Annotated in this window: 10 protein-coding genes and 2 tRNA genes (1 of these 12 only partly in view); 4 read left to right on the forward strand and 8 right to left on the reverse strand. The window is 74.2% G+C overall.

Annotation, left to right across the window (positions count from 1 at the left end):
- Both ACIOHG_RS20490 and ACIOHG_RS20495 read right to left on the reverse strand, forming a co-directional pair.
- Positions 1-1251, reverse strand: a complete 1251-nt coding sequence (locus ACIOHG_RS20490; RefSeq protein ID WP_400952500.1) for a hypothetical protein — start codon at positions 1249-1251, stop codon at positions 1-3.
- A gap of 246 nt (positions 1252-1497) precedes the next feature.
- Positions 1498-2106 carry a VTT domain-containing protein gene (locus ACIOHG_RS20495; RefSeq protein WP_400952503.1) on the reverse strand — a complete coding sequence of 203 codons (609 nt, stop codon included), beginning with the start codon at positions 2104-2106 and terminating at the stop codon, positions 1498-1500.
- A 470-nt stretch (positions 2107-2576) separates the two neighbouring features.
- Between ACIOHG_RS20495 and ACIOHG_RS20500 the strand changes: the two genes are divergently transcribed.
- Positions 2577-3707: an LLM class flavin-dependent oxidoreductase gene (locus ACIOHG_RS20500; RefSeq protein ID WP_400952506.1), complete on the forward strand. Its 1131-nt coding sequence runs from the start codon at positions 2577-2579 to the stop codon at positions 3705-3707.
- Here the strand turns inward: ACIOHG_RS20500 and ACIOHG_RS20505 are convergent.
- Together ACIOHG_RS20505 and ACIOHG_RS20510 are read right to left on the reverse strand one after the other, a co-directional pair.
- Positions 3697-5496 (reverse strand): putative bifunctional diguanylate cyclase/phosphodiesterase, encoded by a 1800-nt coding sequence (locus ACIOHG_RS20505; protein ID WP_400952509.1) that lies wholly within the window; start codon positions 5494-5496, stop codon positions 3697-3699. The genes ACIOHG_RS20500 and ACIOHG_RS20505 overlap by 11 nt on opposite strands.
- Before the next feature lie 442 nt (positions 5497-5938).
- Positions 5939-6364, reverse strand: coding sequence for an OsmC family protein (locus ACIOHG_RS20510; RefSeq protein ID WP_400952511.1), 426 nt, complete (start codon positions 6362-6364; stop codon positions 5939-5941).
- A gap of 297 nt (positions 6365-6661) precedes the next feature.
- On the opposite strand from ACIOHG_RS20510, the gene ACIOHG_RS20515 reads away from it, so the two are divergent.
- From ACIOHG_RS20515 to ACIOHG_RS20525, 3 genes are all read left to right on the forward strand, one after another.
- Positions 6662-7000: a chorismate mutase gene (locus ACIOHG_RS20515; RefSeq protein ID WP_400952513.1), complete on the forward strand. Its 339-nt coding sequence runs from the start codon at positions 6662-6664 to the stop codon at positions 6998-7000.
- An 83-nt stretch (positions 7001-7083) separates the two neighbouring features.
- Positions 7084-7800 (forward strand): signal peptidase I, encoded by a 717-nt coding sequence (gene lepB / locus ACIOHG_RS20520; RefSeq protein ID WP_400952516.1) that lies wholly within the window; start codon positions 7084-7086, stop codon positions 7798-7800.
- Positions 7801-7841: 41 nt separating this feature from the next.
- Complete coding sequence (locus ACIOHG_RS20525) at positions 7842-8141, forward strand: YciI family protein (protein ID WP_400952519.1); 300 nt, start codon at positions 7842-7844, stop codon at positions 8139-8141.
- Between the two features lie 14 nt (positions 8142-8155).
- Here ACIOHG_RS20525 and ACIOHG_RS20530 read toward each other — a convergent pair whose 3' ends face one another.
- The 4 genes from ACIOHG_RS20530 to ACIOHG_RS20545 all read right to left on the reverse strand — a co-directional run.
- Positions 8156-9166: an EamA family transporter gene (locus ACIOHG_RS20530; protein ID WP_400952522.1), complete on the reverse strand. Its 1011-nt coding sequence runs from the start codon at positions 9164-9166 to the stop codon at positions 8156-8158.
- Positions 9167-9206: 40 nt separating this feature from the next.
- Positions 9207-11489, reverse strand: a complete 2283-nt coding sequence (locus ACIOHG_RS20535; protein ID WP_400952524.1) for a transglycosylase domain-containing protein — start codon at positions 11487-11489, stop codon at positions 9207-9209.
- 241 nt (positions 11490-11730) lie between these two features.
- A tRNA-Lys gene (locus ACIOHG_RS20540) sits at positions 11731-11804 on the reverse strand.
- Between the two features lie 124 nt (positions 11805-11928).
- Positions 11929-11977 (reverse strand) — tRNA-Lys (locus ACIOHG_RS20545); it runs 125 nt beyond the window's last position.

Consider the following 11977-nt stretch of genomic DNA (forward strand, 5'->3'; position numbering starts at 1 on the left):
TCAGACGAAGGTCTGCCAGCCGCCGGCCGGGGCCTGGCCGACGTTCAGGGTGCGGAGCTTGCGCAGCACGGCCTGGTCCTGCACCTCCAGCCACTCCACCAGCTGCTTGAAGGAGACCAGGCGGACGTCGGGCTTGCCGGCGATCTGCTTCAGGGTCTCCTCGACGGCGTCCATGTAGATGCCGCCGTTCCACTGCTCGAAGTGGTTGCCGATGAAGAACGGCGCCCGGTTGGTGGTGTAGGCGCGGTTGAAGCCCGCCAGGTAGGAGTCCCGGGCCTGGTCGCGCCACTGGCCGTACTTGCCGGCGTCGCCCTTGGTGGAGCCGCCGGACTGGTTGGCCAGGATGTTGTAGTCCATCGACAGCACCTGGAAGCTGTGGCCGGGGAACGGGATGCCCTGCAGCGGGAAGTCCCAGATCTTGCCGTCCTGGACCTTCTGCGGCCAGATCTGCAGGCCACCGGGGGAGGAGGCGTCGTACTTCCAGCCCAGCTTGGCGGCGGTCGGCAGCAGCGCCTTCTGGCCCTCCAGGCAGGGGGTGCGGCCGCCGATCAGCTCCTTCTTGTAGTCGAAGGGCAGCGGGTCGAGGTCGGTGAAGCCGGTGTTGGTCCGCCACTGGGTGACGAAGCCGACCGCCTGCTCGATCTCGCTCTCCCAGTCCTCCGGCGTCCACTTGTTGACGCCGTTGCCGTCGGAGCGGGTCGAGCAGAAGTGCCCGTTGAAGTGGGTGCCGATCTCGTGTCCGGCCAGCCAGGCCTGGCTGATCAGCTTCAGCGTGTTGCGGACGGCGTTCGCGGACAGGAACGGGATGTCCGAGGCACCGACCGAGTGCTTCGGCGGGTGGTAGAGCGAGGACTTCTCCTTCGGCAGCGCGTAGATGCCGGACAGGAAGAAGGTCATCGTCGCCTTGTGCTCCTCGGCGAGCTTGAGGAAGCGGGTGAACTGGCCGTCGTCGGTGGCGCCCGCGCCGTCCCAGGACAGCACCACGAACTGCGGCGGGGCCTCGCCGGGCTTGAGCTTCTCGGGCACCGGCTGGTTCGGCTGCGCGCCGGTGTCGGCGGTCGATCCGTCGCCGATCGGGGTGCCCTTGACGGTGGGCTGCGCCGAGCCCCCCTTGCCGCCCCCGCCCCCGCCGGTCCCCCCGGCGTCCGAGCCGCTGCCGCCGCCACCCCCGCTGGAACAGGCGGCGACGGCCCCGAGGGCCGCAGTGGCCGCGGTGGCGGTCAGCACTGTCCTGCGCGAGATGGTGCTCATGGTCTCCCCTGCCGCGTGGGCCCGGCCGAAAGAAGCTCCGGCGGCCGACACGCGGCCCCGGAGGTCAACTTCTGGCAAAATCGGACAATTTGACGGTATCGCCATCCCAGGATGGCACGTCCGGGGTGGTGCGTACCAACCCGCCCGCCCGCCAACCACTCATCACGCGACCGGGCCCGGAACGGCTCCCGCGGAGCCCGCCTTGTTGCTGTCCTGGGACAGAGCGGCCGCCCCGGAGGGGAACGCTCAGGCGCCCTCGACCAGCACCGCGAGCTTGCGCCGCCGCCGCACCAGCTGCACCACGACGGAGCTGACCGCCGTCGCGGCCGCGCAGGAGACCGCGAAGCTCAGCCAGGCGGTGTCGAACCAGTGCAGGTTCAGCCAGCCCAGGCTGACGATGTACCCGGCCCACACCACGGCCGCCACCGCCGACCAGCGCAGGAAGGTCCACGGCCGGTGCGGGGAGTGGCCGACCGCCAGGTCCAGCACCGTCCGCCCGGCCGGCACGAAGCGCGCCACGATCACGATCGCCGCCGCGGCCCGGCCCGCCCGCCCGGCCAGTGCCCGCTGCACCCGCTCCACGCCGGCCGCCAGCCGGGGCCGGCGCGCCAGGCGGCGGTGCACCGCCGGGGCGCCGCGCCGGGCCAGGTGCAGCAGCAGCAGGTCGCCCAGGAACGAGGCGACCGCCACGCCGGCCGCCAGCAGGAACGGCGAGCCGCCCATCTGCCCGGTCTTCAGCACGGCCAGGATCACCAGCGTCCCGCTGGGCAGGAACGGCAGGAAGGCGTCGCCCAGGACGGCGGCCAGGGCGAGCCCGCAGTACCAGGCGGGGCCGATCACGGCATTGGCGTCCAAGGTGGTTCTCCCTCCAGCGCGCCCGGGGGAGAGGCGACTGTACGGGGGACAACGCTAGCGCGGGCACATTTCATGTCATGAAGCACCCCCTGTGGTGCACCGCACACGCGCGGTGCACACGCGCGGTGCGCACGCGAGAGCCCCCGGGCGGGGTGCCGCTCCGGGGGCTCGTGGGATCGAACGGCGCTGGTCCAGCCCGCCGATCTGTCGCAGGTGCGCGGAGCCGGTACGTGCTCCCCGCCGATCACCAGCCTGCCGCACCGCACGGCCCGCGACGGCCGTTCCACCTGGCGGGTTCTCGCGCTGGCGTGAAGTCGCCACGCAGTGTTGCCTGCTGTCGGACCGTCAGCCCGCCGCCGCCCCCGCCCCGGCACCCCGCCGCCGGGCCCGGGAACAAGGCGCCGCGGCCCGCTGGTTGTCCCCCGACGAACGCCCGGGCGCCCGGCCGGGGCACCAGGAGGACGCACCGCATGAGCACCGCACCGGAGCCGACCGCCCCGCAGCCCGCCGAGACCGCCACCCCGGCCCCCGTCCCGGCCGCCGCCCCCGCCCCGCAGCCCGGGGACCGGATCCGCGGCCGCGCCTCCGGCGGCGCCCCCGCCCCGCTCTCCGTCCTCGACCTCGCCACCATCGGCACCGGCCACACCCCCGGCGAGGCGCTGGCCGCCACCACCGAGCTCGCCCGGGCCGCCGAGGGCTGGGGCTACCACCGGTTCTGGGTCGCCGAGCACCACGGCATGCCCGGCATCGCCTCCTCCGTCCCCGCCGTGCTGCTCGCCCACCTCGGCGCGCACACCTCCACGCTGCGCCTGGGCTCCGGCGGCGTGATGCTGCCCAACCACGCCCCGCTGGCGATCGCCGAGCAGTTCGGCATGCTGGAGGCCCTGCACCCCGGCCGGATCGACCTCGGCCTCGGCCGCGCCCCCGGCACCGACCAGGCCACCGCCCGCGCCCTGCGGCAGAGCGCGACCGACGGCGCCGAGGACTTCCCGCGCCGGCTCGCCGAACTGATCCACTTCCTGGACGGCGACTTCCCCGACGGCCACCCCTACGCCCGGCTGGCGGCCGTCCCCCGCTCGGCCTCCCGCCCGCCGACCTGGCTGCTCGGCTCCTCCGGCTTCAGCGCCCGCCTCGCCGCCGGCCTCGGCCTGCCGTTCGCCTTCGCCCACCACTTCAGCGCCGCCAACACCGTCCCCGCGCTCGACCTCTACCGGGACGGCTTCACCCCGTCCGCCGTGCTGGCCGAGTCGTACGTGCTGATCGGGGTCAGCGCCGTCGCCGCCGAGAGCCGGGAGCGGGCGCTCTGGCTGGCCCGGTCTGCGGGCCTGGCGATGCTCCGGCTGCGGCAGGGCCGGCCCGGCCCGATCCCGACCCCGGAGGAGGCCGCCGCGCACCCCTACACCATGGTCGAGGAGGACTTCCTGGACTCCTGGCTGGCCAACGTGGTGCTGGGCACCCCCGAGGAGGTCGCGGCCGGCCTGGAGGCGCTGCGCCGGCGCACCGGCGCGGACGAGCTGATGGTCACCTCGCACATCCACGGGCACCGCAACCGGCTGGAGTCCTACCGCCTGATCGCCGAGGCGTACGGCCTCACCGGCTGAGCCCGCCGGGGCCGTCGAGCCCGCCCGGCCCCCGCCGGCCCCGGTCGCGCAGTATCGCGGTGATCGCCTCCGGGGCCCCGGGCCGGGCGTAGTACCAGCCCTGCGCGGTGTCGCAGCCGGTCTGCCGGAGCCGCTCGACCTGGGCGGCGTTCTCGATGCCCTCGGCGGTGACGGTCAGTCCGAGGGCGTGCGCGAGTTGCACCACCGCGCCGACGATCTGCTCGTCGGCGGCCCGCCGGCCGTCCGCGCCCGGCGTGGTCTCCCGGAACGCCTCGACGAAGGTGGCGTCCAGCTTCAGGGTGTGCACCGGCAGCCGGGACAGGTAGGCCAGGTTGGAGTACCCGGTGCCGAAGTCGTCGATGGCGATCCGCACGCCCGTGTCGGCCAGCGCCTGCAGCGCCTGCAGCGGGCGCCCGCCCGGGCCCAGCAGGTCGCTCTCGGTGATCTCCAGCTGGAGCAGCCGGGCGGGCAGCCCGGTGCGCTCCAGCACCTCGGCGACGTCGGCGACCACGTCGGAGTCCCAGATCTGCCGGGCCGCCAGGTTCACCGAGACGAAGGCCTCGGCCGCGGGGAACTCGTCCAGCCAGCGCCGGGCCTGCCGGCAGGACTCCTCCAGCACCCACTTGCCGAGCGGGACGATCGCCCCGGATTCCTCGGCGATCGGGATGAACCGGTCCGGCGACAGCAGCCCCAGCCGGGGGTGGCGCCAGCGCACCAGCGCCTCGGTGCCGTGCACGGTGCCGTCGGCCAGGCCCACCAGCGGCTGGTACTCGACCAGGAACTCGCCGCGCTCCACCGCCGGGCGCAGCGCCGTCGCCAGCAGGTGCCTGGTCAGCTGGTCGGCGCCGCGGTCCCGGTCGTACAGCGTCCAGCGGGCCCGGCCGTCGGACTTCGACCAGTACAGTGTGGAGTCGGCGTCCCGGATCAGGTCGGTGGGCGTCGAGCCGTGCACCGGGCGCTCCACCACGCCGATCGAGGCGGTGACGGTCAGCCGGTGCCCGGCCACCTCGAACGGCCGCTCCAGCGCCGCCATCAGCGCCGCCGCCAGCTCGGTCAGCTGCCGGTCGCCGCCGCTCGCGGTGACCAGCACCGCGAACTCGTCGCCGCCCAGCCGGGCCACCAGCCGCCCGTCCGCGTGCCCGAAGTCGCGCTCCAGCCGGGCCCCGACCGCCACCAGCAGCTGGTCGCCGACGTGGTGGCCGAGCGTCTCGTTGATCGCGGCGAAGCCGTCCAGGTCGACGTAGCACAGACCGACCCGGCGCTCCTCGCCCGCCTCCGGCCGGTCCTGGCCGTCCGGCTTGAACGCGGCCTCCAGCCGCTCGTAGAAGGCCGTCCGGTTCGGCAGCCTGGTCAGCGGGTCGTGCAGCGCCTGGTAGGCGAGCCGGTCGCCGAGCTTGCGCTGCTCGGTGATGTCCTCGACGGTGACCAGCGTGTAGGAGGGGGCGCCCCGGTCGTCGCGGACCAGCGAGGCGGTGACCCGGCCCCAGACCTCGCGCCCGGCGCGGTGCTTGAGCCGCTTCTCGGCGCTCATCCGCTCGCGCTCGCCGCGCACCAGCTCGCGGTAGCGCCGCCCGGAGGGCTCCTCGGGGTCGATGATGTCGCGAATGTGCATGCCGGGGAGCTCGGCGCTCTCCCGGCCGAGCATCGCCGCGAACGCCGGATTGCCCTCGATCAGCAGGTTGTCGGTGCCGACCAGCAGCAGGCCGATCCCGACGTCGGAGAAGGCCGACCGGAACCGGGACTCGCTGGCCCGCAGCGCCTCGGCGAGCTGCCCGGGATCGCCGCCCACCGGGTGCCCGCAGGCCGCGCAGACCTCCCGCGGACCGGTGTCGGGGCGCGGCGTTCCGGGCCGCCCACCCCGAAGGTGTGCGTCGGTCCCGAGGTTCCGGCCCGGCACGGCACGCTCCCGTCCGCTGCTGCGACTGGTCGGACCGGCTGCCCCCGCGGGCGGGCCGGCCCCGCGGCCCGCCGTCCGGCGGCCCCGGTGGCCGGGAGCTGTCGGCGGCCTCGGGCCACGCTTGTCGATCATAGGCCGCCGTTGTGACTGTGCGCGACCGCCGCAGGAGTGATGCGTGAGGAATGTCCGCAGATGTCCGCTACATCCCGGACGGCGCCCCCGGCGGCACCGGCGGCGCCCGCCGGGGACGTACCTCATTGCTCACGCACCGTAGCGGTACGTGAGTGGACGGGGCCTCGGGTGACGGAGCGTCAACCCGACGGCTCCGGGACGGTCAGCCCAGGTTCGCGGACAGCGTGATCTCGGTGCCCGCCAGCGCCTTGCTCACCGGGCAGTTCGCCTTCGCGTCCTCGGCGGCCTTCACGAAGCCCGCCTCGTCCAGGCCCGGGACGGTGCCGACCACGGTCAGGTGGATGCCGGTGATGCCGGTGCCCGGCTGGAAGGTCACGTCCGCCTTGGTGTCCAGTGCGGTCGGCGGGGTGCCGGCGCCGGTCAGGCCGTGCGAGAGCGCCATCGAGAAGCAGGCCGAGTGCGCGGCCGCGATCAGCTCCTCCGGGCTGGTCTTCCCGTTCGGGGTCTCCGCCCGGGCCGGCCAGGACACCGGGTACGCGCCGATGCCCGAGGAGTCGAAGGTCACCAGGCCCTTGCCGTCGAGCAGGTTGCCCTCCCACTCGGTGTGCGCGGTGCGGGTCGTTGCCACGATCAGGTACCTCCTGTTGAGGGGAACTGCCGGTCGAACTGCTGCGCCCGCGACCGGACTTCCGGCCGCGACCCGCCCAGCCTACGGCCCCCGACCGGGCCGGGTGGGCGAACGCCGCGCCACGGACCGGGCGTGCGCCGGGGCGCGCGGCGGGCCCGCCCCGACCGGGCCGCCGCACCGCGTCCCACATGCCGGAACGCCCCCGCGAACGGGGCCGGTCCGGCCGGTGCGCCCTGTTAGATTGGCCGTTCGCCGCGCCCGAGCGCCCACCCGCACCCCGCATCGGAGCCACCCCACATGACGGACCAGCCCACCGCCGCCCCGGCGGGGATCGACGACGCCGTGCGCGCCGAGCTGAACCGCCTGCGCGAGTCCATCGACAACATCGACGCCGCCGTCGTCCACATGCTGGCCGAGCGCTTCAAGGCCACCCAGCAGGTCGGCCGGCTCAAGGCCGAGCACCGGCTGCCCCCGGCCGACCCCGAGCGCGAGCGCCGCCAGATCACCCGGCTGCGCGAACTCGCCGTCAGCGCCAACCTCGACCCGGTCTTCGCCGAGAAGTTCCTGAACTTCATCATCGCCGAGGTGATCCGCCACCACGAGGCCATCGCCAACGACGCCCAGCCCGAGCGCTGACCCGCCGGCCCCGGCCGCTCCGCCCGCGGGTTGTCCGCTCCGGTTAAAGACCGGATTTCGCGCCGCCGCCCGGGCGGGTTAGCGTGCAGGTTCTTCCGGAGGAGGCGGTGTCGGTGGCGGTCGCGGTGCACGAGGGGCCTGCGCGGGAGCAGAACCGGCGCCGGCGCCGGCCCTGGTACGTCGAGCTGCCCGTGATGATCGCGGTCGGTCTGGTGATCGCCGTGCTGATCAAGACCTTCCTGTTCCAGATGTTCTCGATCCCGTCCGGGTCGATGGAGAACACCCTCCAGGTCGGCGACCGGGTCGCCGTCAACAAGCTCGCCGCCCACACCGGTTGGCGGCCCGAGCCCGGCGAGCCCGTGGTCTTCAAGGACCCGGGCGGCTGGCTGCCGCCCGCTCCGAAGGGCGGCAACCCCGTCAGCGGGGCGCTCCACTCCGGCCTGTCCGCGGTCGGACTGCTCCCGCCCGGCGACGACTACCTGGTCAAGCGGGTCATCGCCACCGGCGGCCAGCGCGTCGCCTGCCACGGCAGCACCCTCACGGTGGACGGCCGGACCGTCGCCGAGCCCTACCTGCACCCCGGCGACGACTCCTGCGCCGGCATGGACTTCGGCCCGGTCACCGTTCCGGCCGGCCACGTCTGGGTCGAGGGCGACCACCGCAGCGACTCCGCCGACTCCCGCTACCACCGCGAGGACGCCAACGGCGGCGCCGTCCCGGTCGGCAACCTGGTCGGCCCGGCCAGCGCCGTCGTCTGGCCGCTCGGCCACTTCGACTGGTTCGGCTGGACCGGCCGCTGACGCCCCCTCAGCCCGCTCCCGCCCGGGCGTACGATGATCGGGTGTTCATCCTGGAGCTGACCTACACCGCCCCGCTGGAGCGGATCGACGCCCTGCTGCCCGCCCACCTCGCCTGGCTGGACGAGCACTACGCCGACGGCACCTTCCTCGCCTCCGGCCGCAAGGTCCCGCGCGACGGCGGCATCATCCTCGCCGTCGCCCCCGACCGCCCCACCGTCGAGGCCCTCGCCGCCACCGACCCCTTCGTCCCGGCCGCCGCCGCCACCTACCGCATCACCGAGTTCGTCGCCACCACCACCGGCCCCGCCCTCGCCCCGCACCGCGAAACCCTCCCGGCCTGACGGCACCGGCCCGGTTAGCTCCGGCTGGCGGACTGGGCGGCGAAGGCGCCGGCCAGGACGAGGGTGCCGCCGAGGAGTTGGGGGGTGCCGAGGTGTTCGCCGAGGAGGAACCAGGCGAGGACGGTGGCGACCACGGCCTCCAGGTTGGCGACCACGCCGGCCACGGGTGGGGAGAGGTACTGCACGGAGACCACGCCGGTGAGGTAGGCGAGGACGGTGGCGACCAGGACCATCCAGAGCGCGGGGAGCAGGGCCGGCAGCTGGTGGCCGTCCATGGTGACGGTGCGGCCGAGCAGGGACCAGTCGGCCCGCCAGGGGCGGGTGAACGCGGTGAGCAGGACGGCGCCGATCAGCAGTCCGTACGCGGAGACCGCCAGCGGGTCGACCGGGCGCTCGCCGCGCCGCCCCGCGTCGGCGAGGACGAAGTAGCCGACCTGGCAGCAGGCCGCGCCGAGCGCGAACAGGACGCCGAGCGCGTCGAAGCCCAGGCCGTTCCAGACCTCGACCACGCAGGCCAGGCCGGCCACCGCGACGCCCGCCCCGGCCATCGCCCGGCGCGGGACGTGGCGGCGCTGCACCAGCCGGACGTACCCGATCAGCAGCGGCGGGCCCAGGTACTCGATCAGCAGCGCCACGCCCACCGGTATCCGCGAGATCGCCGCGAAGTAGCAGGCCTGCACGCCCGCGACGGCCAGCAGGCCGAAGCCGAACAGCACCCCGGGCCGGCGCAGCACCGCGTCCCGGTGCCGCCAGGCGACCGGCAGCAGCACCGCGGCCGCGCCGGTCACCCGCAGCCAGACGGTGTGGGCGGGCGAGAGCCCGGCCTCGATCAGCGGTTTGGCGGCCGTCCCGGACCCGCCGAAGGCGACCGCGGAGACCAGCGCCAGCGCCAGCCCGACCGTGGCGGCCCGCCGGGCCGGGGCCGGGCCGGCCGCGGTGGCGACGGGGGAGGGGGCAGGGGCGTCCACGGGAAGGCCCACGGGAACGTCCACGGGAACGGCGGAGGGGTCCGAGCTGCTGTGCACCGCCGCATTGTGCCAGCTCGGACCCCTCCGCCGTAAGGTGCTATTCCGCGGTTTGCTGCTGGTTCGGCTGCTGGTTCGGTTGCTGGTTCGGCTGGTTGCCGAGGACCCCGCCGACCCCGCCGATCCCGGACTCGGCCGGCGCGCTCGGCGTCCGGCTCGGGCCCCCGGTCGGCCGCGCCGACGGGCTGCGGGTCGGCCGGGCGGCACCGTCCCCGGTGGGCCGCGGGCTGGGCGTGCCGGTGGCCGCGCCGGTGCTCCCGTCGCCGGGCCGCCCGGTGGCGGTGTCGGCGCCGTCGCCCGCGGACGGGCTCTGGCTGGGCGCGGCCGGGCTGCTGGGCGTGCTCGCCGAGGACCCCGCGGACGGGGTGCGGCTCGGCCCGGCGAAGTCGTTGACCGGCTGCCCGGCCAGCGCCGCCTTCATGTACGCCGTCCAGATCTGGGCCGGGAACTTGCCGCCGGCCGCGTTGCCCGCGCCGCCGACCCCGTCCAGGCCGATCTGCTTGCCGCTGCCCGGCTCCTGGCCGAACAGGCCCACCACGGTGACCAGTTCGGGGGTGTACCCGGCGAACCAGACCGACCGGGACTCGTCCGAGGTGCCGGTCTTGCCGGCCGCCGGCCGGTTCAGCGCGGCGGCCCGGTAGCCGGTGCCACCCTGGTCGTCGACGACGCCGCGGAGGATCGCGGTGGTGGCCCGCGCGGTCTCCTTGGAGACCGCCTGGGTGGCCTCGTGCCCGGGCAGCTGGACCTGCTCGCCGCCGTGCGCCAGCGACTTCACCAGCCACGGGGTGATCTGCCGGCCGTCGTTGTCCAGGGCGGCGTACACCCCGGCCATCTGCAGCACGCTGGGGGTGGCGGTGCCGAGCGGGATCGACGGGACGGCCCCGAGGCCGGGGGTGTCGGCGGGCAGGCCGAGCGCCACCGCCGTCGCCCGCACCTTCTCCAGTCCGGTGTCCTGGGCGAGTTGGGCGAACGCCGTGTTCACCGACCAGTCGGTGGCCTGCTGCAGGGTGATCTGCCCGTACGAGCGCTCGCCCTCGTTCGGCGGGGCGTACGGGGTGCCCTTGGCGCCGCGCACCGCCCGCCGGTTGGTGCCGTCGTACACGGTGTCGGCGGTGATCCGCTCGCCGTACTGGGTGCGCGCCCCCGACTCCAGGGCGGCGGCCAGCGCGATCGCCTTGAAGGTCGAGCCCGCCTGGTAGTCGGTGCGGGTGGCGTTGTCGACCCAGTGCTTGGTGGCGTCGGCGCCGCCGTACAGCGCCAGCACCTGCCCGGTCGCCGGGTCCACCGAGACCGCGCCGGCCTGCGCCGCCGCGTCCACCTTGCGGACGTCCGGCTTCAGGTTGTCGGTCAGCTGCGACTGCACCGCGTCCTGCAGCTGCTGCTGCTTCCCGGAGTCGACGGTCAGCGTGATGGTGTAGCCGCCCTGGGCGAGCTGCGCGTCCGAGACGATGCCGCGGTCGGTCAGGTACGAGGTGGCCGCGGCCACCAGGTACCCGGCCTGCCCGGACAGGCCCGGCGCGGACTTCGGCGCCTGCACCTCGGGGAAGGCGGTGTTGCGCCGCTCCTCCGGGTCCAGCCACTTCTTGGCGACCATGCCGTCCATCACGTAGTTCCAGCGCGCCACCGCCCGCTGCTTGCCGGTCTCGGTGGCCGAGGACACGTCGTAGGCGCTCGGCGCGTTCAGCAGCGTCGCCAGGTAGGCGCCCTGGGCGGCGGTCAGCTGGCTCGCGTCCACCCCGAAGTACGCCTGCGCCGCGGCCTGCACGCCGTACGCGCCGCGCCCGTAGTACGAGGTGTTCAGGTAGGCGGAGAGGATGTCGTCCTTGCTCTCGGTGGCGTCCACCTTGAACGCGATGAACACCTCCTTCACCTTCCGGGTGACGGTCTGCTTCTGGTTCAGGTACGCGTTCTTCACGTACTGCTGGGTGATGGTGGACCCGCCCTGGGTGGAGCCCCCGGAGGCGGTGTTGAGGGCGGCCCGGGCCATGCCCTTGAAGTTGACCGCGCCCTCGGAGTAGAAGTTGCGGTCCTCGGCGGCCAGCGCGGCGTGCTGCGCGGCGGGGGAGACCTTGTCCAGCGGGACGTTCTGCCGGTTGGTCTGCCCCGTGCGGGCCAGCAGCGAGCCGTCCGAGTAGAGCCAGGTGTTGGACTGCGCCGTGGCCGTGGCGTGCGCGTCCGGCACCTTCACCAGGGTGATGCCGAGCACGAACAGCCCGATCCCCAGGACCGTCGAGCCGGCCAGGCCGAGCAGGGTGATCCGCCAGGTGGGTATCAGCCTGCGCCAGCCGGTCCGCTTCCTGCGCTCACGCGGTTTTCGAGGCAACGGAGACCTTCCCGCAGGCCCCGGACGGGCTGCTCACTGGGGGACGAGGACGACGGACCTCGCCAGCCTGACTGATCGACTTGTCAGATGTTAGGGAACTATGTCCCATTTTTCCTAAGACGATCTTTAAATCCTGCTTGGTTTCGTTCCCTCCCCCTCCTCAACGAGCGGACCCCGCACGGGGACATGGCCGGAGAACGCCGAAGGCCCCCCGCTTCCGCGAGGGGCCTTCGACCGTCTGTGCGCCGCCAGGGACTCGAACCCCGGACCCGCTGATTAAGAGTCAGCTGCTCTAACCAACTGAGCTAGCGGCGCCTGCTGACGGAGAGAACACTACACGCTCCCCGACCTGCGGTGAAACCCGGTTTCCGGGAGCCCGCCCGGCCGGCCCGGGAACGCCGAAGGCCCCCCGCTTCCGCGAGGGGCCTTCGACCGTCTGTGCGCCGCCAGGGACTCGAACCCCGGACCCGCTGATTAAGAGTCAGCTG

The organism is Kitasatospora sp. NPDC088134, from assembly GCF_044741705.1.
In the GTDB taxonomy this organism is placed as follows: Bacteria; Actinomycetota; Actinomycetes; order Streptomycetales; family Streptomycetaceae; genus Kitasatospora.